This window comes from Paludibacter jiangxiensis (assembly GCF_001618385.1).
Classification (GTDB): Bacteria; Bacteroidota; Bacteroidia; order Bacteroidales; family Paludibacteraceae; genus Microbacter; species Microbacter jiangxiensis.
The window spans coordinates 992677-1017899 of the sequence record NZ_BDCR01000004.1 but is presented as its reverse complement, the minus strand read 5'-3'; the positions used below and the strand labels follow the sequence as shown (position 1 = coordinate 1017899).

The following is a 25223-nucleotide window of genomic DNA, read 5'->3' as shown; positions in this document are numbered from 1 at the left end:
TGACGTGGCATTTCTACCAAGACAACGGAGCGACGCTCCTGATGTGGATGATTGATTGTAGTGTTCGTAAAGAATAAATGACGAATGAATCCTTAACGTTATTTTATTTACTGTTCTTTGATTCTCTTTTTAATCTTTAAATATTTGGTCAAATGAAAATCATCATGAATCGAGCATGTTTTGTAAAAGACACAAACACGGATGAACAATGTCATGCGAGTTACGTCCGGCCATCTAAAACTAGTTTTGCGTGGATGAGAAAAGGGCTAATGACTGTATGTTTATCTCTTGCCTGTTATTTCGGGTCTGCACAGTCTTCAGTTAATTTGATTTGGGGTAAGCAATATGGTTGTGATAAAGAGGTTTATGTTCGCAATCACATGATTGATCGTTTCGGCAATGTTTATGTGACGGGTTATACCGATGGCAAGATGGGTGAGCGTTCTTTTGGTAAAAAAGACGGATTTATCTCTAAAATAGATGGAAAAGGAAATCTGTTGTGGTCAAGTCAGTTCGGTTCTGATCAGGACGATGATATTCAGGGTTCGGCTATGGATGATGCCGGTAATATCTACATTACGGGTACTACTGATGGCGTTTTGGGTGAAAAGAAATTCGGGAAGGAAGATGTTTTTGTTGCAAAATTTTCATCAAAGGGCAAGCAATTGTGGATTAAACAATTTGGAACCGACAGTATCGATATCGGGTTGGGAATTCTGGTCTCCAAAGATCAGTCGGTTTATGTTACCGGATCTACTTTCGGTAAGTTGGGTTCTACATCCCAGGGAAATGAAGATGCTTTTGTGATGAAACTGACTTCCGGAGGGCGGCTTGTTTATGTACAACAGTTTGGCACCAGTTTGCGCGATGGCGGAGACTGTCTGGCTCAGGATAACGCAGGACGGATTTACCTTGCAGGTCGCACTTTTGGAAACCTGATCTCTTCAAATAAAGGAATGATGGATTGTTTTATTTGCAGGTTGGACGAGCAGGGAAAACCAATTACATTCGCTCAATTAGGTACTGAGTCTTTCGATATTCCAACTTGTTTGATGGTTGATAATCAGGATAATATTTACCTCGGAGGGACAACAGCAGGCAATCTGGCATCTTCGCAATTGGGAGAAGGCGATTGTTTTCTGGTAAAATTAAACCGGAAGGGTGAAATATTGTGGGATAAACAGTTTGGTACAGACAAACATGACTCGGTTAAAGGAATTTGCAGCAGTAAGCTGCTTGGCGATAATTTTCTCGTTAGTGGTGTGATGAATCTTCCTCCTGCAAATGCATTTGTTAGGATGTATAGCGGTGATGGTAAGCTTATTTGGGAAAAGAAAATAATTCCGGAGGGTGTTAATGGAGATGCTTCGGGCAAGAATGTGACTATCGATCGACTGGGGAATATTTATCACGTCGGGTTGACCGGCTTTGATCTTTACGGACGATTAAGCGGGACACATGATTTTTATCTCGTCAAGTTGAAATGAATGTCAGTTAGAGTAATGGTATACAATCCGCTTGTTTCAACAGATGCTGTTTATTGAAGTTTTCACTGCAATGTCGCTGGGTTTCGCTAATTTTGAAAGATCAATAAAATTGCCCTGAAATCTTATGGGTTTGGGTATAATCTATTTATATAAAGTATAGTACAATAAGTAACAGTAATTATGAACAAGTTTTCTTGCTATAACGTTTTATTATTTATTTGTGTTTTTTTACTGCCGTTGCTCGCATCTGCTCAGCCCAAAAGCCTCGACCGCTACAACGTGGTGTGGACTACGCAGAGTAAAAACTCCTCCGAATCGATGCCTTGCGGTGGTCACGATATTGGACTGAACGTGTGGGTCGAAAATGGCGATCTGCTCTTTTATGTTTCCCGAAGTGGCACTTTTGATGAAAATAACGGTTTTCTAAAACTGGGGCGCGTACGGGTGAAACTCTCTCCCAATCCATTCGAAAACGGTGAGTTTCGCCAGGAATTAAAACTGCATGAAGGCTATGTCGAAATTACCGGCAAGAATAAAGCTGTTTCGGCTAAAATCAATTTGTGGGTCGATGTGATGCGGCCAGTGGTGCATGTGTCGGTGAACGCCGACAAGCCGGTAACGACCGAGGCTGTATATGAAAGCTGGCGTTACGAAAACTACTTGCAGAAGTCGGGCGAGAATTTTGCCAACTCATTGAAATGGGGTCCGGTTAAGAATATAACTACCCAACGCGACAGTATTGCTTTCCGGGGCAAAGGAGTAGAGTTCTTTCACCACAATCTGGATAGCACGGTATTTGACATTACTGTTCGCCAGCAAGGGTTGTGGGCTTATAAAGACAAAATGTACAATCCATTGAAGAACCTGACGTTTGGTGGATGCTTCGAGGGAAAAGGAATGTCGCCCGCCGGAATGACGAGCGGTCGTTACGTGGATGCCAATTTCAAAGGCTGGGTACTGAAAAGTGATAAACCAGTCAAAAATCAAGAGATCACCCTGACACTTCATACGCTTCAAACGCCTGATGTCAAGGCGTGGCAAAGCGGGCTGGAAGCGGCCAAAACTGATCGCGATAAGAATGCCAAAACAGCTCTTGCCAAAACCCGCGTTTGGTGGAACGATTTCTGGAACCGTAGCTTTATTGAAGGAACGGCTACCGGAGCCATCTCCAAAGAGGAATCAGTATTGCGCAATTTTGAGTTGTTCCGTTATCAGTTGGGTTGCAATGCCTTTGGTTCGGCTCCTACCAAATTTAATGGCGGATTGTTTACCTACGATGCTGCGTTTACAGATCCAAAGAAGCAGTACACTCCCGATTTCCGCAATTGGTGCGGAGGTCTGATGACGGCTCAGAATCAGCGTTTGGTCTATTTCCCATTCCTCAAAAACGGCGATTTTGAGATGATGAAGCCTCAGTTTGATTACTATAAAAATATGCTGGGCAATGCCGAGTTGCGTAGCGAGGTTTATTGGGGACACAAAGGCGCTTGCTTTACCGAACAGATCGAAAATTTCGGATTACCCAATAGCGCAGAATATGGCTGGAAACGTCCCGAAAACTATGATAAGGGAATGGAATACAATGCCTGGCTCGAATATCTTTGGGATACCTCGCTCGAATTCTGTTTTATGATTCTGGAGAAAGAGCGTTATACCGGAGCTGACATTACCGAATATCTGCCGTTGATAAGAAGCTGTCTCACTTTTTTCGACGAACATTACCAATATCTGGCCAAACAGCGTGGTGCAAAAGCGCTTGATGATAACGGGCATCTGGTACTCTATCCCGGTTCGGGAGCCGAAACTTTTAAGATGGCGTATAATGCATCTTCCACTATTGCAGCCCTGAAAACCGTTACTTCCCGTTTGCTGGAGCTGCCCGATAAATACCTGAGCGCTGACGAACGTAAGGCATGGAGCGGTTTCTTGCAACGCATACCACCTATCGAGTTCGCAGAGTTTGACGGGCATAAGACCATTGCTCCGGCCAGAGCATGGATGCGGGTGCAAAACGAAGAGTCTCCACAGCTTTACCCTGTGTTTCCCTGGGGAATGTACGGCGTGGGTAAACCCGATCTGGATGTTGCGATAAATACATGGAACTACGATCCGATTGTGAAAAAATTCCGCAGTCCGAAGGGCTGGAAACAGGATAATATCTGGGCGGCACGATTGGGATTGACCGAGGCTGCCGATACGCTGCTGCAACAAAAACTGGGCGATTCACCCCGACGTTTCCCTTCGTTCTGGGGTCCTGGTTTTGACTGGACTCCCGACCACAACTGGGGAGGCAGCGGCATGATAGGCCTGCAGGAAATGTTGATGCAGGTGGACGGAAAGAAAATTTACCTTTTGCCTGCCTGGCCGAAAAGCCGGAATGTTCATTTCAAATTGCATGCACCATACAATACCACTGTTGAAGCAACCGTTGAAGACGGAAAACTGAAAAAGCTGGAAGTGTTGCCTGCAGAACGAAAATCGGATGTGCAGGTGATGAACGGATTTTAGACTTGGAAATTTGAGGATTTGGGGTTGTGAAGATGTAGCTCCATGAAACTTGAAACTTTTAATATTTAACTTGAAATTTTTTACGCATGAATCGTACAAAATACTCATTTTTACTGCTGTTTTTGCTCCTTTCGGTTGTGACATTTGCGCAACCGAAAATCAAGGTAGCCTGCGTAGGCAACAGCATTACTTTCGGTTACGGTCTGAAACCGACAGAATCTTATCCGACTCAACTCCAGGCTTTGTTGGGCGATAAATACGAGGTGCACAACTACGGTAACAGCGCTCGTACATTGCTCTCGAAAGGAAATTTGCCGTACATCAAAGAGAAAGAGTATAGCGATGCGCTGGCTCTGAATCCCGACATTGTTATTATAAAGCTGGGAACCAACGACAGCAAACCGATGAACTGGAAGTATCAGACCGACTTTATTGCGGATCTGACAGCGATGGTGAAACGGTTCAAGCAACTGCCGTCGCATCCCAAAATCTATCTCTGCTATCCGATTCCGGTATTTGCCCGTGCACCTCATTTTCATCCCGAGTGGGGCATCAACGATAGCATCATTGTCAACGGCGTTATTCCGAAAATCAAAACCGTGCAAAAGAAAATGCACGTGCGGTTGATTGATCTCAGAAAACCATTTTTAGGGCACGAAGAATTGGTCTTCGATGGCATTCATCCCAATGCCGAAGGTGCGAAATTTCTTGCCAACGAGATATTCAGACAATTAACCACTAAGCATTAATAATTAACCATTAATACAGTGTTTTCTCGTAGAACTTTTCTGAAAACGGCTGCTATTGCCGGAATCGCAACTGCTGTTACTCCGGCTTCCTTGTTGGCAGCCAAACCAAAACGAAACGAATTTTCTGTATCCGACAAAGAGAAGCACCTGACTTTTCTTTTTCAGGGTGATTCTATAACAGACGGCAACCGAGGGCGTAATAGCGATCCGAACCACATCATGGGACACGGGTATGCCTTTGCAGTTGCCAGTCGGGTAGGAGCCGACTTTCCTCATGACGGATTTTCGTTCTACAATCGGGGAATAAGTGGCAACCGTGTGCCCGACCTTCAGCAACGCTGGAAAACGGATACGCTCGATCTGCATCCCGATGTGTTGAGTCTTCTGGTAGGTATCAACGATGTTGATCATGCCATTAAAAACAATGAGCCGATTACAGATGTCGCAGCTTTTGAGCAAGGCTATCGTGATTTGTTGCAACAAAGCAAAGCTGCCAACCCTAAAATATTGTTCGTGTTGGGCCTTCCTTTCGTTTATCCGGTTGGGAACCGCAAAAATAACTGGGAAAAATGGCGCGATGGAGTGGCGGCTCGCAAAGCAGTGGTGCTGAAACTTGCTGCCGAATTCGATGCCATAGTGGTCGATTATCCTTCGGTTTTTGATAAAGCCATGAAAGATTCTCCAGCCGATTATTGGATTTGGGATGGTATTCATCCTACCGTTTTCGGTCACGAACTGATGGCTCGCGAATGGATCAAGCAAGTCAGTAAAAAGCTGATATTTTTGAAAAATTACAGATACTAAAATGAATGAAGTAAGTTTTACTCATCTATCAATTCCATATAATCTTAAAAAAAAATATTACAGAATGAAAAGACTTTGTGCTTTATTGGTGTTAATGTTTGCTGTTGTTGTCGTTTTTGCTGCCAAAATTGAAACGGTGTCTACCTACAGCAAGGTGATGAACAAAGAAATTAAAGCCGTAGTGGTAACTCCCGACAATTATTCAACGGCCAAACGCCTTCCGGTAATCTATCTGCTTCATGGATATGGCGGTAATTATAACGACTGGATCACGCAGGGCAAATCGTTTATTCCTTTGGTCGATACTTACGATGTAATTGTGGTTTGTCCTGATGGCGCAATTGGTAGCTGGTATTTCGATAGCCCGATGGATAAGAATTTTCAATACGAAACTTACGTCACCAAAGAGCTGATCCCGTTTGTGGATAGCCATTATGCTACGATCGCTGACCGTGCCGGACGAGGCATTACCGGTTTAAGCATGGGCGGACACGGTGCGCTCTATCTTTCGTTTCGCCATCAGGATTTGTTTGGCGTGGCCGGCAGCATGAGCGGAGGTGTCGATTTTCGTCCTTTTCCTAACAACTGGGACATTGCCAAACGGTTGGGCACTTACGCCGAAAATCCGGATAACTGGGAGAAAAATACCGTGGTGAACCTCGTTCATCTGCTTACACCGAAATCGTTGAGCCTGATTATCGATTGCGGATCGGAAGACTTTTTCTACAAGGTAAATTGCCAGTTGCACGAAAAACTGCTTGACCGGAATATTCCACACGATTTTATCATTCGCCCGGGAGCTCACAACTGGCCTTACTGGAATAATTCCATTCAGTATCAAATGCTGTTTATGTCCAATTTTTTCACAAAAACGACACCAGTAAAATAATTCCGATGGAAATCGGTCTGCTTTTTTATGTCAAAAAAGTAGGTCTAAAATTTCATTTGCAGTTTTGCGTATAAAACGACGATTGTTGCATCAGTAACAACGTTTATCTTTGTTGGCGAATAGTTTATTACCAATTATTTTAAGATGAAAAATACAATATTCCTTTTGTTGGCATTTGTCTGTAGCTCTTTGTCGTACGGACAAAAGCAGTTTTTCAAAGCAGAGAACCTTGTAGAAACAGGGGTGTATTATTATCCCGAAGCATGGAGCCCGGATCAGTGGGAGCGTGATTTTAAAAATATGGCTTCCATGGGATTTGAATTTGTCCACATGGCCGAATTTGCCTGGGCACAACTGGAACCTACCGAAGGAAATTATGATTTTCGCTGGTTAGACAGAGCGGTTGATCTTGCGGCCAAGAATAATCTGAAAGTGATGCTGTGTACTCCTTCTGCTACACCGCCGGTATGGCTGACGCGGAAATACCCGGAGATACTTGTGGAGCAGGCTAACGGACAAACCGGAATGCATGGTACCCGCGAGCACTATTCGTGGTCGAGCCCGAAATACCAGGAGCTAACCCGAAAAGTGGTAGAAGCCATGGCCAAACATTATGCCAACGACAAGCGGATTTGGGGCTGGCAGATCGACAATGAACCCTCGCACTACGGAGCGCTCGATTATAGCCCGGCAGCACAGGCTTCTTTTCGTAACTGGCTAAAAAATAAGTATAAAACTATCGATGAATTGAATCGTGCCTGGGGCACTGCTTTCTGGTCGGGGATTTATACCGACTTCGCACAAATTGAGATGCCGAATGTCGGTCGTTTGTATTCGGGCATTGCCAGTCCTACTTCGGTATTGGATATGAAACGGTTCAATGCAGATGAGTGTGCCAAATTCATTTCGCTTCAAAACAAGGCAATTAAGGATAACGTCCCAAAATCGCAGTTTGTTACGACAAACTTTATGAATGGTCATACCGATGTCGATCCATGGCGCAATCCCGACCTCGATTTCATTAGTTACACGGTGTATCCCGTAGCCGGTTATACCGATGGGGTAGGCGATCAGGGTTTTCGTATGGGTGATCCGTGGCGTATCTCCTTTTCCAATGACTTTTTTCGTGCATTGAAAGGTGTTACCGGAGTAATGGAGCTTCAACCCGGTCAGGTAAACTGGGGTAGCTATAATCCGCAACCCTATCCGGGTGCTGTACGCATGTGGCTTTGGAACGCTTTTGCCGGTGGCCTCGATTTTATCTGCTCCTATCGTTATCGTCAACCGCTGTATGGCGGCGAGCAGTTCCATTATGGCATGGTGGGCACCGACGGAGTCACTCCGCTCAACGGTGGACAACAATATAGCCAGTTTATGAAGGAAGTGAAAGAACTGCGGAAATTGTATAAGTCAAACGCTGCAATGCCCAAAGAGTATGCCGCCCGCAAAACGGCTATTGTTTACAACTCCGATAATGTGTGGGAAACCACCATTCAGCCGCAGACTTTCCAATGGAACGAACGCGATCACATTGCCAAATATTACAATGCGCTTAAATTGCTGAAAGCTCCCGTTGAGTTTGCAGATGAAACAAAAGACCTGTCAGCATATCCTTTTGTGCTGGTGCCAGCCTATCAGATGGTCGATAAAGCATTGGTGGATAAATGGATGAAATATGCCGAAAATGGAGGGAATCTGATCGTTTCGGTACGTACAGGACTGAAGGATCGTGATGGTCATTTCCCGGAAGCTCCGTGGGCTGACGCGATCAGCAAACTGATTGGTGCGAAGATTGTGATGAACGATATGCTCAACTCGACTAAAACGGCGACTGTTTCGTTCAACGGCCAATCGTATAAATGGAATACCTGGGGCGATATGCTCGAGCCGGCTTCCGGTACCGAAGTGTGGGCCAGCTTTGCCGATCAGTTTTATGCCGGAAAACCTACCGTTGTTCATCGCAAACTTGGCAAAGGTTCTGTTACGTATATCGGGACGGATACTCACGATGGCAAGTTCGAAAAAGATGTCTTGAAAAAGGTGTTTGAAACTGCTGGAACGGCCGTTGATGAATTGCCCGAAGGTGTAATGGTGAACTGGCGCGACGGGTTCTGGGTGGCTTGCAACTACTCTTCATCCAACGTAACTCTGAATATTCCGGCCAGTGCAAAAATTATTTACGGGACAAAAGAGCTGACACCTGCAGGTGTTGCAGTGTGGAAAGAATAGCATTTTTTAAGTTCAGGTTTAATCATATTAGAGAATAGCATGTTACACCTGAATTTTTTTTGCTCAAAAAAATAAGTGTAAAAAGAACATTTTATATCTTTGTAGCGCAATCAACTAACAAACATTTATATCCATGAAGAAAACCCTCTTTTCCTTCTTTTTGATGGGAACGCTGACTCTTTCAGCACAGACTCCCGTCAAAGTGTCCATTCATGCCGATCAGGCAAAAAATAAAATCAGTAAAGAGATTTACGGACAATTTTCCGAACATCTCGGAACTTGTATCTACGGTGGCCTTTGGGTCGGTGAGAATTCACCTATTCCTAATATTAAGGGCTATCGTACAGACGTATTCAATGCGCTGAAAGATCTTCAGGTACCGGTGATGCGTTGGCCGGGTGGCTGCTTTGCCGATGAGTATCACTGGATGGACGGTATTGGTCCGAAAGAGAAACGTGCCAAAATGGTCAATAACAACTGGGGTGGCGTGGTCGAAGACAATAGCTTTGGTACCCACGAATTTCTCAATCTATGCGAAATGCTCGGTTGCGAACCTTATATCAGCGGCAACGTAGGTAGCGGAAGTGTCGAAGAGATGGCTAAATGGGTAGAATATATGACATCGGACGGTGAAAGTCCAATGGCAAATCTTCGCCGTCAGAATGGTCGTGAAAAACCATGGAATGTGAAGTTTTTTGGCGTTGGGAATGAAAGCTGGGGTTGCGGTGGTAACATGACAGCCGATTATTATTCCGATATCTATCGCCGTTATTCAACCTATTGCCGCGATTTTGGCAGCAACCATTTGTACAAAATTGCCAGTGGAGCCAGCGATTACGATTATAACTGGACCGATGTGTTGATGAAAAAGATCGGCGACAAAATGAAAGCCGTTTCATTGCACTATTATACCTGTAAAGGTTGGAGTGGAAGCAAAGGTTCTGCTACCAAATTTACTCCCGAGGAATATCTGTGGACAGTTACCAAGGCTGCCGAAATTGAAGACGTGATTAAAAAGCATATCGCGATCATGGACAAGTATGATCCTAAAAATAAGATCGATCTTTTGGTAGACGAATGGGGAACATGGTGGGATCAGGAACCGGGCTCACATCCGGGCTTCCTCTATCAGCAAAATACCATGCGCGATGCAATGGTGGCTGCTCTTTCTTTGAATATTTTCAACAAATACAGCGAAAGAGTAAAAATGGCGAACATTGCTCAGGTGGTGAACGTGTTACAAGCTATGATTTTGACCGATGGTCCGAAAATGGTGCTTACTCCGACCTATTATGTTTTCAAAATGTATAAAGGCCATATGGATGCTACAGAACTTCCCCTTGATGTACAGTGTGCAGAACTGACCTATAATGACAAAAAGGTTCCTGCAGTAAGCGTTTCTGCTTCTAAAAATGCAAAAGGTGGTATTTTGATTACGATGGCAAATCTGGATAAGGATAATGCTCAAACCGTAGATGTTGACCTGAGCAACCTGAAAGTATCGAAAGTAAGCGGAACCATTCTTACCGGAAAAGGTATCGATTCGTACAATACTTTTGACAAACCGGATGAGGTAAAACCTGCCGAATTTAAGGGAGCAAAACTGACCAAAACGGGAATGATAGTTACTCTTCCTGCCAAATCAATTGTGGCTCTGGAAATGTAATTTCCCATATAATACAAGGAAATCCCGGAACAGATTACTGCTTCCGGGATTTTTTATTGATTATAACATAGCCGGATATTGGGAACAAAAAAAGCCAACCCTACGTCACGTAGCGTTGGCTCCTTGCAAAAAGTTAGAATCTTTTTGGATTTTAACAATAACAGTATTTTTGATAAATCGGGCGTAAAATTACGCTTCAATTGATTGGGATAAGAACAAGAATGTATCTCTTTGATATTATTCACATGCAAACGATTGAGATTGGAGAAGGTCTCGTGGGCTGGAAATTGAATCATTGAGGGCGTTTAAAACGAAAAAAGGACAGTCGTTGCTGTCCTTTTTTCGTTTTAAACATATCCGGACTATTTCACGTCCATCGCATGGTCGGCTGGGAAATTTTGTCCGTTCCATATTTTTACGGAGCTCCAGGCTTCGGTAGGTGCTGTCCAGAATTCGTCGTTCGCCGGTAATCCGAGAGGAAGGAAGATCGTTGCCGCCAGGTAACAGCTTCCGGTGTTGATGTAAAAATCGGCCAAATCGGGCTGGTTGCCACAAAGTCCGATGGTAAGGTAGCCTTTGTCTGTAAAGGTGTCAGGAGCGTCCAGTACTCTATGGATGACGGCTGTCAATCCGTCCCGAACCTGTGCAGGCGATAACTGAGCCGGTAACTGTTTACGCAATGCCATATCGGCCAGATGGTGGAAAGCTCCCGTACGGTAAACGATAGAGCGTCCATATACAGGAAAACTCCCGTCGGTATTAATCATTCGTTCCTGAATGACGGCGTAACGTTTGGTGATTTTATCCAGCTTCCCTCGAAACCAGTCGAATGATTTGGTTCTTCCCCCAACGGCATCCATTATATTCGATAGGTACGGTTGGATAACATAGCTGTTGTAGTAGTCGAAATGAAAATCCATACCGTCGGAAAACATGCCGTCGCCGGTGTACCAGTGTTGCGAAAACTCACGGATACCATATTCCAGTCGTACCGGATCGTATTCCATGCCGTACTTGCAGAAAAAAGCTTCAATCATTCCCGAAAAAAGTATCCAGTTGGAATAAACCGGGATGGTTTGTCGGGTTTGCAGGAGCGCATTAACCACCTGCTTCTGCACCTTGCTGTCAAGGTCATTCCACAGCCAGGGAGAGCGAACCAACGCCAGCGAAAAGAATGCCGCATCGACCAGAGGCTGTCCGCCTGCCCATTGCATATAGTCCTTTGCGGAAGGATTCACTGCGTTGGCAACCGCTTTCAGGGTCCAAACACGGTATTGTTCCCGCAACTTCACTTCTGCGCTGTCGCCTCCCTCCAGATTCAACCACGGGGAGATGCCGCAGAGGGTTCGGGCGAAGGCTTCCAGATAGGCCACTTTTGTCCTGTTTCCGGGGTTATCAATGGTTTTGGACAACACCATTGGCATGGATTCTTTGAGCTTGTTGTCAGCTAAGGGTTCAATTACCGGACGTGCAATTTTGTCCATGTACAACAACCATACCTGTCGGGTTGAGATTGGCGGCCCTTTTTTCTCCCGCGCATACAATGGAAGTGAAAGCAGTAATAATAAAAGTAGTAGTGCTTTTCTCATAACTTTTTTTGTTTGTTTTTCTTTTTATGTCCGTGAAACCTCTACGAGGTTTTTATTTGGAAATGGTATCTATTCTCTATTGATATGCAAGACCTACCGGTCTTAAGATGTGCGTTTTTGGCAAGAACAGCCCGTTAGGGCTCTCATATCTGTAGAAAATCATCGAAGTTACATATCAACCTTAGAATGCCGTAGGTATTCCCCACACGCAAACCGGATTAGACCCTCGTTTTCGCTTCACTTCATTTAAAAACCCTTTCCGTTTTCTGTTACAAAGATAAAAGGAAAGGGTTGCTTGAAGTGTTCGTGTTTCGTTTTTTATTTTACAGGCAGAATGGAGAATCCATAGCTGTATTCTTTTGCTTTCAGCAGGTATTGTTCGTGCGGATAAGCTCCCCAACTGTTGTCTCCACCAACACCGCGCTGAGCCAGGTCGACACTCAGAACAACCTCTTTACGAGGTGTAATGTCGTTGATGTGGCGGTATTTTTTTGTAAGTCCGGGATCGAAGTCTTCCGGATAGTTATTGAGCGCACTCACACAAAGTGGTTGCAAGCCTTCAATGCGAATGCCGACTCCCTGCTCGTCAGTCAAAGTCATCCAGCGAATGTCGGTTTTGTAGCCATTCTCCTGAGGACGTGTATAAAGTACGTATTGATCGGCTACTTTGCTGCTGTAAATTCCGATGTGAGCTGACGTATTGCGGTCGCTGTAGTTCTCCCAAGGGCCACGGCCGTAGAAGGTGAAGTTATCCAGCGACTTGTCCAATGTCATAATCATACCAAAACGTGGCATTTCAGGTAATTCTACCGCACCGGCCTTGTAGTTCACTTTTACGGTCAAGCGTCCGTCACCGTTTACAGTATAAATCAGTTGATAGTCGGCAGCAACATCTTTGAGGAATAAACTGGCAGTGATAACCGTCTGCCCGTTTTCTTCTTTTACGTCGATGTTTTTCAGCGAACGGTTTTCGCCTGCTGCCCGCCAAACATTACATTTTGCAGGCATTCCGTTGCCAAAATCGTTGTCTGTCGGAGCTCTCCAAAAGTTGGGTGTCGGTTTTTCGTCGAAATACCACTTGTTCCCGACTTTGTAAGAGGCTAAAAGACCGGTGTTTTTATTGATCCCAATTTCAACATCTCCGGCAGTAACCACAATGCGCACATTGTCATTGCTTACTTTCGGAGTATTGCCGCTGGTTTGTTTTGCTGCAAAATAAGAGCCTGAACCGATGGCAAACTGTTCGCGGGCCATTTCATGTCCCTGCGGAATAATTTCGTTGCCAAAACGGGTGTAGGCATACACGTTGAGGAAATATTCGGTTCCGGCTGCCTGAGGCATGTCAGGCATTGCCAACTGAACCTGTTTCTGTGATTCGGGGACTGCGTTTACGTCGAAATTTCCACTCTTAATCACTTCTCCATTTTTGATTACTTCGTATTTGAAGATGTAATTTTGTAGGTTGGTATATTTCAGCTCGTTGATAATACTTATCTGACCTTTCTCCGGATTTACACCTTTGATTTGAATATCCTGATAATATTTCTTTACCTCCATCAAACCCGGATGAGCTGTACGGTCGGGCCAGATTAAGCCATTGTGGTTGAAGTTTTCATCGTTGGTGTAGTTTTGGCTACCCATGTCGCCACCGTAAGCCCAGTATTTACGACCAACTTCATCCTGCGTCAGAATTCCCTGATCGACCCAGTCCCAGATGAAACCACCCTGCAGGTTTTTGCTGCCGCGAATAATGTCCCAGTATTCTTTGAAATTGCCGGAGCTGTTACCCATGGCATGCGCATATTCGCACATGATGTAGGGACGTGTAACGTGTTCGCGAGCCGCATATTCTTTCATGTTGGCAATGCTCGGATACATAGGGCAGATGATATCGGTATTCTCTTTTTCGCGAGCCTGCTCAAACTGAACCGGACGGGTTTTGTCGCGACCCTTAATCCATTTGTAGGTTTTCATAAACACGTCGCCATTGCTGGCTTCATTCCCCAATGACCAGATAATAACCGAAGGTGCATTCTTGTCGCGTTCAACCAGACTGATGGTGCGGTCGAGGTGGGCGGCATCCCATGCGGGATCGAACGCCATGTTCTCATGCCCATAGCCCATACCGTGAGATTCAATATTGGCTTCGTCTACCAGGTAAATGCCGTATTGATTGCACAATTTTACCCATTCCACATTTTCGGGATAGTGGCTGCAACGCACCGCATTGATGTTGTTCTGTTTCATCAGGCGAATGTCCTGCATCATTGTCTCTTTATCCTGATAGTGTCCGTTGACAGGATGGTGCTCGTGCATATTTACTCCGTGTACATAGATACGTTTTCCATTCACAAGCAGGCTGCCGTTTTTGATTTCTACCTTGCGGAAACCGATTTGTGTGCCCACGTTTTCGATTTGTTTTCCGGATTCATCTTTTAGTGTCAAAACCAGCGTGTAGAGATATGGCGTTTCGCAGCTCCAGATGTGAGGAGAACTTACTTTACCGGCGAATGTAAGGTTTTCTTTGCTTTCGGCTGTCAGGTTTACTTTTTGCGACTGGCGAAGAATTTCCTTGCCGGAAGCATCGAGTAAACGGGCTTCCAGCGTTGTGTTGCTTGCCGTTTTATTGAAGTTGCGCAGTGTTACGTCCATCGCAAACGATCCGTTTTTGTATGCGGCATCGAGGTCGGGGCGCGCAAAAAAGTCGGCAACGCGGACGTTGTCGGTGCTGTATAGGTAAACATTGCGGTCGATACCAGATAGTCTCCAGAAGTCCTGATCTTCGAGATAAGAACCGTCGCTCCAGCGGTAGGCCTCCACTGCCACGAGGTTGCGCCCCGGTTTTACATAGGCCGTAACATCAAATTCGGCAGGACTTTTGGTGTTTTCAGTGTAACCTACCTTTTGACCGTTGACCCAGATATACATGGCTGCCGTTCCGGCTTCAAAATGCAGGTATACCCGACGTTTGTTCCAGTCGGTAGGCAGTTCGAAATAGCGGCGATACGAGCCAACCGGATTGTCGGAATGGTCGATGTAGGGAGGATTCTTCGGGAAAGGGTAGGTGATGTTGGTGTAGATGGGTATACCGTAGCCCTGAAGTTCCCAGTTGGAAGGCACTTTTATCTCTTTCCAGTTCTCGATGTTGAAATCGGTTTTATAAAAATCTTTCGGACGCTGATCCGGTGTGGGTGACCATTGAAATTTCCAGTAACCGTTCAGCGAAAGATACCAGGGTGAACTGGCGTATTGGTCGGAAATGACAGAACCGGCATCGGCATAGGGCAGAAAAGTTGCCCGTGCAGGTTCGCGGTTGATCTGAAATACGGCCGGGTTTTCCCAGTCGTTTACCTGTGCGTTTCCCGTTGTGAATAGCAATGCTATCAATCCGGTGAAGATCCATTTACGTTTCATGTGTATGTTTAGGGTTTAGAATAATTAAGTTCCGTTTTTTGCCGTAAGAAAAGGGTCTACTTCTAAGACAGAAAAAGAGTGGTGTCGGGTAGTTGCATGCTAAGCAAATCATTTATTTTGGCTAGCTTGTCCGATTTTGCCTTTCGTCACATCGGGTGTGCATGTTTCACTCCATGGCATTTCCATCGTTGTGTCATTTCTGAATGTCAGCGGCAGGAAAATGTATTTCGAATTGAAATAGTGTTTCCCATCCCATCGATCCCCAACATAGAGATAGGAGGTGTTTTTCTTCCCGATAATTGGCAAAATATAGGTCGACTGAGAATGATAGGTCGTGTTGTCTGCTATATAAGTCAACTCCGACCATGGGCCACGGATGGACTTTGCAACAGCGTATTTTGCCTGATTGGGAGCCCAGCCTGTGCAGCCAGAAGTTATCATGAAATAGTATCCGTTGCGTTTTACTACGGCCGGTGCTTCGCGGTGGCCTCCGGGCCAAAGTGTGGCTACCTGTTCTTTTAAGTCAAGGAAATCGTCGGTCAGACGGTACATCATCATGTCGTAATTTTCGCGTGCCGAGGAGAAAAAATAGGCCGATCCGTCATCGTCAAGGAACAGAGTACAGTCGCGCGACATATTGCCGAACGGGCGAAAACTACGCTGATAAGTAAATGGTTTTTCAATGTCGTTGGAAACGGCTACGGCAGCTCTTGCAAGGCTGTAATCGCTACGTTTTTCGTAATGCATCCACATCACAAACTGTTTTGTTTTGGTATTGTAAACCACTTTGGGACGCTCGATATTAGCATCGGCTAACTCCGGATTCGACTGGCGGGTCAGTAGATCGCCACGGAATTCCCAATTCAACAGGTCGGTAGAACGGTAACAAGATACCAGGACATTGTCGTGACGGTTTTCGCCGATCCAGTAGAAATAGTTGCCCACTTTCAAAAATCCGCCTCCATGCGCATTGATGACATTTCCTTTCGTATCCGTCAGATCTTCTCCATTTACAATAGCGCTTCTTTTGGCTGGTTTTGTTGCCTGAGCTGTCGTTGTACACACGAAAGCGATTGTAACAAAGAGCAATAATATGATTTTGCTTAACTTTATCCGAAAATAAGTTGTTTTTAAGTTGTCGGATAGAACTCGCATGTCTTTATTTTCATGCGGGGTTGTGTTTTGGTCAAAACATGCTCGTTTCATATTCAATGGATTATTCTATTTTGAATGGTTTTTCCTGTAGGTAGAAACGATAATCTTTTACTTTGCCGGTATCGCTTTTATCCGTTCTGGGCAATACGCGGAATCCTTTTACTTTTACGTCAGAACCCATGTCAATCACCACCTGATGCGGATGGTTGGTTTTATCACCAATTTTTGTTTGCCAGATGATAGATTCTTGTAAGTCAAATAGTTTATCGGCGCCATTGGCTACTTTTACAGTTTCTTCGCTATCCACAAAAACTACTTTCCAATTGATCGAAGAAATTGCTTTTCCGTCTGCGCCAATGATTTCAAATTCGGCAGCAGAAGTGCTGTGGTCATCCGGGTTTTGTGCATTCATGGCTTCAAAACAGAAATAACGGCCGGTCGTCATTTCATCGAGCGTTACGCTTTTCCATCCGTTTTCGGAGGTGAAAGTGCCAGCAGCCACAGGATTGGCTCCGTTCAGATTAAGACTTTTTTTTACTTTGCCATCTTTGCTCTCAATTTTCACAATGCGATCGAGGATTGGATGATTTAGTCCGGTAACCACTGTTTTGGTGGGTTTGTCAATATCGAGTACAATGATTTCGTTTTTGCCTTTCTTGAGGTAACAGCCCGGAATACACAGGGTTTGTGTGGGGCCAATTTTCCAGAAACGACCCAGATTATAACCATTTACCCAAACCATTCCTTTCCCCCATGAACTCATGTCGAGGTAAGTATACCCGGTCTCTTTCAGATCGAACGAGGCTTTGTACCAGGCCGGTCCGTTAGCAGGCTTTTGAGCAAATTTGGCTTTGGTTTGGAACTCGTAATCGACCGGCAGGTTGTAAATTTTCCAGTTTTTCAGCTCTGTACCGTCGAGTGTTGCTTTTTCGGTAATTCCTTTTCGGTCAATAATAGCCTCTCCGTAGTTGACACGACCCATGCCTTCCACCAAAATGTCGAGGCGGGATGCGGCTTTGAGCGCAGGCAGTTCAATGCTGTTTTCTCCTTTCCTGCGGTCGAGCGACCCGATCGCTTTGCCGTTAATGTAGACCGTTGCCCAGTCGTGCATCTCTTTTAGTACCAATTGTTGCGGATGTTTGCAAGCCGGTATTGTTTTCTGGTAAAGAATAGAACCCCATCCCTGATCGAAATTCTCCATCGACTGAATCTTCTCGCTCTGTTTGGCAACCGGTAAATTATCGAAAACGTTGGCCGTTAAAGCAAAGGAAATGGTGGGTATGGTGATGGTTTTTTCCGGATTTTGCGGAATTTCCGGCAAAGTTTCGCCCTCTTGCAGGTAATTTTTCAGTAAATCACGGATAGCATAAAACTTATCGGTCGGATTTCCTGCTTCATCGATAGGCGCATTGTAATCGTACGATGAGGTTGTTGGAGCATAGGCAGGAGCGTTTGCACCCGCCCACTGTCCGAACGAAGTTCCACCATGAGCCATGTAGAGACTGAAGGAAATTTTACGGTCCATCATATCTTTCAAACTACCGATAAAGCTATTGATTTCGCGGGTTTCGTGCGGGCGACCCCACTGGTCGAACCATCCGGTCCAGTATTCGCCACACATCAATGGCGCTGTCGGGTGCAACTCTTTGAACTTCTGAAATTCGTTTTCAATGTTCGATCCGGCACCGAAATTGAGTGCCTGTGCTACACCGTCAAGATTATATTTGAAAAAGTTCGATGCCCAGTCGCAACGCAACAGTTGTACCTTGTCAAATCCGGCCTGACGAATATTATCGCGCATGGTTTCCATGTATTTCTGATCGTCGCCCCAGGTTCCGTATTCGTTTTCTACCTGCACCATGATGATTGGCCCTCCGTTTTGAATTTGCAAAGGAGCCAGTTGCTTGCCCGCTTCTTTCAGATAGACTTTTACTCTGTCCATAAAGAAACTATCCGATAAACGACGCACCTTCAGATCCTGCTTTTTCAGTAACCACCAGGGGAGTCCGCCCATATCCCATTCTGCACATACATAAGGTCCGGGGCGCAGGATACAATACATGCCGTTCTTCTGAATCAGACGAACGAATTCAGCCACATCCTTTTGCCCGGTGAAGTCAAAAATACCCTGTTGCTGTTCATGGAAGTTCCAAAACAGGTAAATGCATATCGTGTTCATGCCCATGGCCTTGCAAAGTTTGATGCGTTCGTCCCAATAGGCTTTCGGAATTCGGGTATAGTGCAGCTCTCCGGCTCTTACCACGAAGGGTTTGCCATTGAGCAGGAATGTATTTTGACCGGAGGTAAATGTGCCATTGGAGGCATTGACATTTGTAAACGGAGCAAAACTAAAAAAGAAAAGAAGGATTGGAATAAAAAGGAACGCTTTTTTCATCGTTTAGAAGATTTTGAATTTTGGAGCAAAAAAGGTTATGTTGTGATTGAGTAATGTCCGTGTAAAGTTAATACATAGCCATATTAGTTAAGACAAATAACAGGAAAGTAGGGTAGTCTGGATGTGTTAAAAGACCGAAAACAAAAATGTAAATTGTTGGGTTTTGAACTATCAACAACAAAAGTCCGTTTTTTGTATAACGGACTTTCTTGCTTTGCTCCTGTATAATTTGTTTTACTTTGCAAAATTCACCATTTCCGAAGCGGCTAAAAGAAATGCCCCGACACCGAAGTTTGAAGTTGAATTTTCATTCAGCATCTGGCCGGCAATTGCTTTGTCGCCGATAGGTTGCACGTATCCGATTTTTCCCGAGGGCTGAAGTGCAACCGTGGAGAGGTATTTCCATCCGTTCAAAGCTGCCTGTGTATATTTTTTATCCTTCAGGTAGCCATTGTTGATGCCCCAGAGAAGGCCATAGGTGAAGAATGCCGTACCGCTGGTTTCATATCCCGGAGCCTGTTGAGGATCGAGTAAACTGCGTGTCCAATAGCCTTCTTTTTGCTGACAATTGATAATGGATTGTGCCAGTTGTTTGTAACGAGTGATTAAAAGAGCTTTGTGTTTGTAGTTTTTGGGCAGATCGTTGATGATTCTTGCCAGCCCGGCAAATACCCAACCATCGCCTCGCGACCAGAAATCTTTTTTGCCATTTATTGTTTTGTGAGTAGGAAATACGTAGCGAGCATCCCGATAGTACAACTTTGCTTCCGGATCGAACATCAGGCTGTCGGCATATACGAAATAGTCATGCAATTTATCGAGGTAAAGCGGGTTGTGAGTAATCTTATACAACTTCGTCATTACCGGCATCACCATGTACAAGCCATCCACCCACCACCAGTAATCCTTATTCGAAGTGCTCATCTGATACTCCATCACCTGCCGGGCACGGGCAATTTTATTCTTGTCGGGAGCCATGTTGTACAAATCGCAATATACCTGAAAACAGACCTGCCAATCGCCGAACAGTACATAATCATCCGTTTCTCCATAGGTGTATTTCCACTTTGAAACATCGTCTGATTTTGCCCCTTTCCATTGGTTGTGGGCGGCCCATTCTTCGGAATATTTACGAAAAGCCTCAATGCCGGTGGTTTTGTAGGCTTCTATATTGCCGGTGTGGTATGCAGCCTCATCCCATGATGCACTTGTCGGTTGAGGATGAGTGGTTTGCCAGTAATTATTTACTTTTTTGATGATGTTAATGACTTCTTTTTTTGATGCGGGTTGTTGAGCAAAGGTATTGGCCGCAATGCCCATGAAGAGAATGAGAAAACCAAGTAATTTGTTTATTGCCATTTCAATAAAATTCAAAGTTTTTGAAGAGAAAATTCGGGTTTTGGGATGAGCTGCAATCAATGAAAACAGAGCCTGTTTTTATGATAGGGAGGGAATGCTCAGGGCTTTCCCTCCCATAAATAATAAATACCTACGCAATAAACTTCAAATCAATAACCCGGATTTTGAGTCAATTTAGCATCTTTGTTCAGTTGAATTTCAGAAAGTGGAATTGGCAACAAAACGTGTTTGCTGGCATCGAAACCGGTAATGATTTTATTGGAGGGTGATGCATCACCGTTCATTACAACGCGGCTTGTGAGTTTGGCTGTACGAACCAATGTCATGCGACGATTTTCCTCTCCGATGAGCTCACGTGCGCGTTCATCAAGAATGAAATCGATAGAAATATCCGATGCGCTTACTTTTCCCAATGTAGCATTCCCAGAAGATACTCGGGCTGCTTTGAATGCTCTGTCACGTAGTTTGTTTATGTCGTCTGCTGCACCCGTAGAGTTGTTTTGACGAAAACGAGCTTCGGCACGGAGCAAATAGGTTTCACCCAAGCGCATAATAGGCCAATCTTTAACCAAAGCATAACCAAAATCGTCTGTAGGATCATATCCTCCCCATTTGGTACAGTACGGATAAAGCACTTCCAGACTGTCTGAAGCGTAGGGGATAACAGCATCGCCTAGATGAACAGTAACATCTTTGACTTTATCGGAAGCTGTCAGAGCAACTCGGAAACCTTTGGCGTTTACACCAATTGTAGCTCCGGTAAACCCGGGTTTGTTGTAAAATACTTTGCGACGAATGTTGAAATTGCTGTTGCGGATATCACCTTGTAACCCATTCCAAACGGTGTATTTCATATAATTGCTCAGACGAAGACGTCCGTTTCCACGACCTCCGAGTGAATCACAGTTAGTATAGCCAATATCAATTTTATGCAATGCAGGTTGCCAAACACGACGGAATTGTGGATTGTCAACAGTTCCTCCGGTTACCTGATTGTTGTATTCCATTTCAAATACCCATATACCTTCGGTATTGCCCTGTGCACGGCGCTGATTGCCGAAACGGAACATATCGCGGTAGTAGTCGCCTCCTTCTCCAAGAAATTTTCCGTAACGTTGTGTTATAAGTTGATATTTTCCACCATCGATAATTGCGGTAGAACACTGTTCTGATTTTGCATAGTAAGTGTTGTCTCTCATACCCATACGCAAATAAGCTTCAGCAGCCAACTGTCGTGCCATATCTTTGTTAATACGACTTGGTTTTGCAGCAGCTCCTACATCAGGTAAATTAGCGATTCCGTATTGCAAATCTTCGTCAATAAGCTTATCTACATCTGCCACCGGTTGACGCGTAAAATTAAATGTGGGCACGGTAACCGGCTGGTTGAGCAGAGGAACATCTCCCCATAAAGTCACTAACATATTGTAAGCATAAGCGCGGAAGAAACGAGCTTCGGCATTGGCGGGTTTATTGTTGTCACCAACTGCTGCAATAATCAGATTGGCATTGTTGATAAATTCGTAGCATTTTTGCCACAGGTAAGCGACACCTGCATTTTCAGAATTCAAATCGGCATACTGATAAAATGGATTTTCCACACCTTGGGTTGCTCCGGCCGAACAAACATCTGTGCCAATTTGCCAGCAGGAAAGAAATCCTTGTTGGCCACTCCAACCCCACAATTCGGCAAACGTACGGTGTAATCCCACCAGCTCTGCATTGACGGTTGTGGCATCTGTATGCCCGGTATTGTCAAAACTGTATGGCTTTTCTGTTAAATAGTTATCGCTACAGGAAAATGTGAGTAAACTTAATGCGATAACTGCTATTGTAATTTTAAAGTCTTTCATTTTTGGAAAAAGTTTAATAGGTTAACAATTAAAACGTTACATTAAGACCTACAACCAAATCGCGAGTGACGGGATAGTTGATATCCCAGTTACCGGAACCTCTGCCATCGTAGCGTGCCTCGGGGTCCCAACCTACCCAGTTGGTAAATGTATAGAGGTTACGCCCGCTCACGTAAACTTGTGCGGCACTGAGGCCTAGTTTAGTCAATACATTGGAGGGTAAATTGTAGCTCAATGTTACGTCTTTGATACGGGTATAACTTGCGTCGCAAGGGAATCCGTACCCGTGGCTATTAGAGTGATTGCCGAGCGAACGCCATTCGTTACTTTTATTTGCCGGGGTCCAGAATCCAACTTCGGCAGGTCCATTGCGGCGTCCCATTTCATCTGACGCAGTGCCTATAACATTGTTGTTTGCCATTGCTCCCTGCGATGTTTGAATAAAAATGCTTAAATTGAAATTTTTATAGCTGAATGTATTGGTTAAGCCTCCAGTCCATTTCGGATCGGTTTGTCCGAGAATAGAACGGTCTTTGTCGTCAATTTTTCCATCATTGTTCAAATCTGCAAGCTTAAGGTCGCCAGCCAGAGCCGTGTCATCCCATCCGATATTTCCGCCTTGAGCTTTTGTTTTCCCAATTTCGCTTTCTTGCCAGATACCCACTTTAGTGTAATCGTAAATAACACCCAGCGGTTTCCCTATAAACCAACGATTGCTCAAGTCTTCAACACCGTTGCCATATACTTCCACCCATTTGTTTTTGTTCTTTGCAAAAACAATAGTGCTGTTCCATCTGAAATTTTTGATGTTGATATTGGTTGTGTTCAATGTGATTTCAATACCTTTATTGTTAATAGTACCGATGTTGTTATACACGTTTGCGTAGCCCGAAATTTGAGTCAGGTTCTGCGAAAGTAAAATTCCGTCAGTAGTACGATTGTAGTATTCGATAGTTCCGTTTATGCGGTTATTCCACAAACCAAAATCGGCAGCCACATTAAGTCCTTTTGTGCGTTCCCAATGGAGTGTAGAGTTACCCATTCGTGTACCAACTTTCATGGAAGTTGTAGAGCCTCCGTTCATTGCGAGTGTGCTTGAGGCCATTTGGAACAGAGAGCTGTAAACGCCGAGTGAGGCATTCCCTGAATATCCCCATGAAGCACGTAATTTCAAATTGTTCAATACATCAGTAACGGGTTTTGCAAATTTTTCCCGGGTGACATTCCATCCAACTGCAAATGACGGGAAATTTCCCCATTTCGAGTTTTCGCCGAATACAGACGAAGCATCGCGGCGAATAGTAGCCGTAAACAAATAGCGACTGTCGAAGTTGTAATTCAAACGTCCCATCCATGATTGCAGGCGACGCATGTCTGCTTGACTTTCCACTGACTGTGTTGAGCCAGACTCAAGATTTCCCCAGCCTAAGTTGTCGTTTGGAAAAGTACGCGACGAAGCTTTGGATTCTTGCCAGTATTTGCTCGAAGCAGAAAACAACCCAGTAAGATCGAAGTGATGTTTGGCAATATCTTTAGTGTATGTAAGAATGTTTTCAATCAGATAATATTGTGATTCCTGATTGTCGATATAACCGTAACCTTGTTGATTGTAAAGTGTTTTGCCTTCGTAATAGTTTGTGTGAGAAGGAATATAAGTATAGTTGGCATTGAGACGGTATTTTAATCCTTTAAGCGGCGCATAAATTTCGCCGAAATTGAATTCACCGTAACCACTTGCAAAAATATCGAATGAACGGCGTTCTGGGTTGATTGTCGTCGGCAACATAGGGTTTGACCACAATGTTTCGGAGTACATCGGATATTGAGTATAAGTCCCATCGTCGTTATATTCTTTTGCGTACGGACTCATTGCTGAGGCATTCAAAAGGTTGGCGCGTCCTCCGTCCCGATTGTGAGCCACAATTGACGAGCTTGTTCCAAGAGTAAAATATTTGGTGGGGTTTACATCCATATTAACACGCATTGAGTAACGCTTGTAGTTGTAGCCTTTCACAACCCCTTTTTGATCGAGGAAATCACCGGCAATATAATATTTTGCATTTTGGCTTCCTCCACTTACGCTGATATTGTGGTTTTGGATGATTCCTTCTTGAGTTGCTTCGTCAATCCAGTCAGTAGTTTTACCTGCTTTGAAGTTGTCAACCTCATTGGCGTAACGCACTCCTCCATAGTCGGGATTAAGCGGTGACCCCTGAATGCGTGCATATTCGGCATAACGTTCAAGTAATTGCGCTGTAGAGCCCGGTTGGAGAATATGTGCAATTTCAGAGAATCCAACATAACCGCCATATCTTACTTTAGGAGCTGCAGAGCTACCGCGCTTAGTAGTAACAAGAATAACACCATTTGAACCCTGAACACCATAAATGGCCACGCCCGATGCGTCTTTCAGAATTTCGATAGATTCAATATCATTGGGATTGATGTCGTTCACAGAAGCATCCATTGACATTGCAACGCCGTCGACAACAAGCAGCGGAGAATTACTTAAAGATACGGAATTTTTACCACGTACCAGCACGCTGGATGCATCACCGGGAATGGATGAAAGTTGAGTGACATTTACACCGGCGGCAACCCCCTGAATTGATTGAAAAAGGTTAGCTACCGGCAAATTACTAAGTCTATCCTTGGAAACCGAAGTGACAGATCCGGTAATATCCGATCTTTTTTGCGTACCGTAGCCTACTACCACTACTTCGTTCATGCCGACAGACGACTCTTGTAATGTTACATTGATTGATTTTCTATTGTCAAGCGCAACATCCTGACTGGTCATACCGATATACGACACGACTAAAGTTGCGTTCGTGTGGATGTTAGTAAGCGTGAAGTTACCGTTTACATCCGTAATGGTTCCTGATGAGGTTCCTTTTACTCTGACGCTTGCCCCGATTACAGGTTCTCCTTTTGAGTCTTTAACCATTCCCGTAACAGTGCCATTTTTTTGTTGAGAGGTTTGAGCTGAAATACCATTGTCTATGGCTTGAAATGACGGTAAGCAGAAGGTCATTAAAGCCAAAATGAAGAAGAATTTTCTTTTTACATTCATGGTTTTAGTTTTTAAAATTAGGTTTTGTAATTTGATTAAACAACTGATCATCT

14 protein-coding genes are annotated in these 25223 nt (G+C 44.5%); 7 read left to right on the top strand and 7 right to left on the bottom strand.

Annotated features, from left to right (window positions below; all coding sequences use genetic code 11):
• The first annotated feature begins 254 nt into the window (after positions 1 to 254).
• From PJIAN_RS14290 to PJIAN_RS14260, 7 genes are all read left to right on the top strand, one after another.
• Positions 255 to 1487, top strand: a complete 1233-nt coding sequence (locus tag PJIAN_RS14290) for an SBBP repeat-containing protein (RefSeq protein ID WP_172795627.1) — start codon at positions 255 to 257, stop codon at positions 1485 to 1487.
• Between the two features lie 180 nt (positions 1488 to 1667).
• Entirely contained in the window at positions 1668 to 3995 is a 2328-nt protein-coding gene (locus tag PJIAN_RS14285) for a DUF5703 domain-containing protein (RefSeq protein ID WP_068706235.1), read from the top strand.
• Positions 3996 to 4081: 86 nt separating this feature from the next.
• Positions 4082 to 4744, top strand: coding sequence for a GDSL-type esterase/lipase family protein (locus tag PJIAN_RS14280; protein ID WP_068706233.1), 663 nt, complete (start codon positions 4082 to 4084; stop codon positions 4742 to 4744).
• An 18-nt stretch (positions 4745 to 4762) separates the two neighbouring features.
• Positions 4763 to 5548, top strand: a complete 786-nt coding sequence (locus PJIAN_RS14275; RefSeq protein ID WP_084252432.1) for an SGNH/GDSL hydrolase family protein — start codon at positions 4763 to 4765, stop codon at positions 5546 to 5548.
• A gap of 64 nt (positions 5549 to 5612) precedes the next feature.
• On the top strand, positions 5613 to 6437 hold the full coding sequence (locus tag PJIAN_RS14270) for an alpha/beta hydrolase (RefSeq protein ID WP_068706510.1): 825 nt from the start codon (positions 5613 to 5615) through the stop codon (positions 6435 to 6437).
• A gap of 144 nt (positions 6438 to 6581) precedes the next feature.
• Entirely contained in the window at positions 6582 to 8666 is a 2085-nt protein-coding gene (locus tag PJIAN_RS14265) for a beta-galactosidase (RefSeq protein WP_068706229.1), read from the top strand.
• A gap of 127 nt (positions 8667 to 8793) precedes the next feature.
• The gene (locus PJIAN_RS14260) at positions 8794 to 10332 is read left to right on the top strand and encodes an alpha-N-arabinofuranosidase (RefSeq protein WP_439951415.1); all 1539 of its coding nucleotides are present in this window, start codon (positions 8794 to 8796) and stop codon (positions 10330 to 10332) included.
• A 362-nt stretch (positions 10333 to 10694) separates the two neighbouring features.
• On the opposite strand, the gene PJIAN_RS14255 is transcribed toward PJIAN_RS14260, so the two are convergent.
• The 7 genes from PJIAN_RS14255 to PJIAN_RS14225 all read right to left on the bottom strand — a co-directional run bounded on the left by PJIAN_RS14255 (position 10695) and on the right by PJIAN_RS14225 (position 25170).
• Positions 10695 to 11921: a DUF2264 domain-containing protein gene (locus PJIAN_RS14255; protein ID WP_068706225.1), complete on the bottom strand. Its 1227-nt coding sequence runs from the start codon at positions 11919 to 11921 to the stop codon at positions 10695 to 10697.
• Positions 11922 to 12239: 318 nt separating this feature from the next.
• Entirely contained in the window at positions 12240 to 15335 is a 3096-nt protein-coding gene (lacZ, locus tag PJIAN_RS14250; protein WP_068706222.1) for a beta-galactosidase, LacZ type, read from the bottom strand.
• 108 nt (positions 15336 to 15443) lie between these two features.
• Positions 15444 to 16400 carry a family 43 glycosylhydrolase gene (locus PJIAN_RS14245; protein WP_172795626.1) on the bottom strand — a complete coding sequence of 319 codons (957 nt, stop codon included), beginning with the start codon at positions 16398 to 16400 and terminating at the stop codon, positions 15444 to 15446.
• Positions 16401 to 16551: 151 nt separating this feature from the next.
• Positions 16552 to 18885, bottom strand: a complete 2334-nt coding sequence (locus PJIAN_RS14240) for a glycoside hydrolase family 35 protein (protein ID WP_068706218.1) — start codon at positions 18883 to 18885, stop codon at positions 16552 to 16554.
• A gap of 234 nt (positions 18886 to 19119) precedes the next feature.
• A complete protein-coding gene (locus PJIAN_RS14235) occupies positions 19120 to 20244 on the bottom strand; it encodes a glycoside hydrolase family 88/105 protein (RefSeq protein WP_068706507.1) in 1125 nt (374 codons plus the stop codon).
• A 149-nt stretch (positions 20245 to 20393) separates the two neighbouring features.
• Positions 20394 to 22097, bottom strand: coding sequence for a RagB/SusD family nutrient uptake outer membrane protein (locus PJIAN_RS14230; protein ID WP_068706216.1), 1704 nt, complete (start codon positions 22095 to 22097; stop codon positions 20394 to 20396).
• Positions 22098 to 22125: 28 nt separating this feature from the next.
• Positions 22126 to 25170: a SusC/RagA family TonB-linked outer membrane protein gene (locus PJIAN_RS14225; protein WP_172795625.1), complete on the bottom strand. Its 3045-nt coding sequence runs from the start codon at positions 25168 to 25170 to the stop codon at positions 22126 to 22128.
• Positions 25171 to 25223: the final 53 nt, after the last annotated feature.

Excerpts from the sequence above, each read along its gene's own strand:
- PJIAN_RS14290 (WP_172795627.1), top strand. The coding sequence starts at position 255 with ATGAGAAAAGGGCTAATGACTGTATGTTTATCTCTTGCCTGTTATTTC.
- PJIAN_RS14285 (WP_068706235.1), top strand. The coding sequence starts at position 1,668 with ATGAACAAGTTTTCTTGCTATAACGTTTTATTATTTATTTGTGTTTTT.
- PJIAN_RS14280 (WP_068706233.1), top strand. The coding sequence starts at position 4,082 with ATGAATCGTACAAAATACTCATTTTTACTGCTGTTTTTGCTCCTTTCG.
- PJIAN_RS14270 (WP_068706510.1), top strand. The coding sequence starts at position 5,613 with ATGAAAAGACTTTGTGCTTTATTGGTGTTAATGTTTGCTGTTGTTGTC.
- PJIAN_RS14265 (WP_068706229.1), top strand. The coding sequence starts at position 6,582 with ATGAAAAATACAATATTCCTTTTGTTGGCATTTGTCTGTAGCTCTTTG.
- PJIAN_RS14255 (WP_068706225.1), bottom strand. The coding sequence starts at position 11,921 with ATGAGAAAAGCACTACTACTTTTATTATTACTGCTTTCACTTCCATTG.
- lacZ (WP_068706222.1), bottom strand. The coding sequence starts at position 15,335 with ATGAAACGTAAATGGATCTTCACCGGATTGATAGCATTGCTATTCACA.
- PJIAN_RS14240 (WP_068706218.1), bottom strand. The coding sequence starts at position 18,885 with ATGAAAAAAGCGTTCCTTTTTATTCCAATCCTTCTTTTCTTTTTTAGT.
- PJIAN_RS14235 (WP_068706507.1), bottom strand. The coding sequence starts at position 20,244 with ATGGCAATAAACAAATTACTTGGTTTTCTCATTCTCTTCATGGGCATT.
- PJIAN_RS14230 (WP_068706216.1), bottom strand. The coding sequence starts at position 22,097 with ATGAAAGACTTTAAAATTACAATAGCAGTTATCGCATTAAGTTTACTC.
- PJIAN_RS14225 (WP_172795625.1), bottom strand. The coding sequence starts at position 25,170 with ATGAATGTAAAAAGAAAATTCTTCTTCATTTTGGCTTTAATGACCTTC.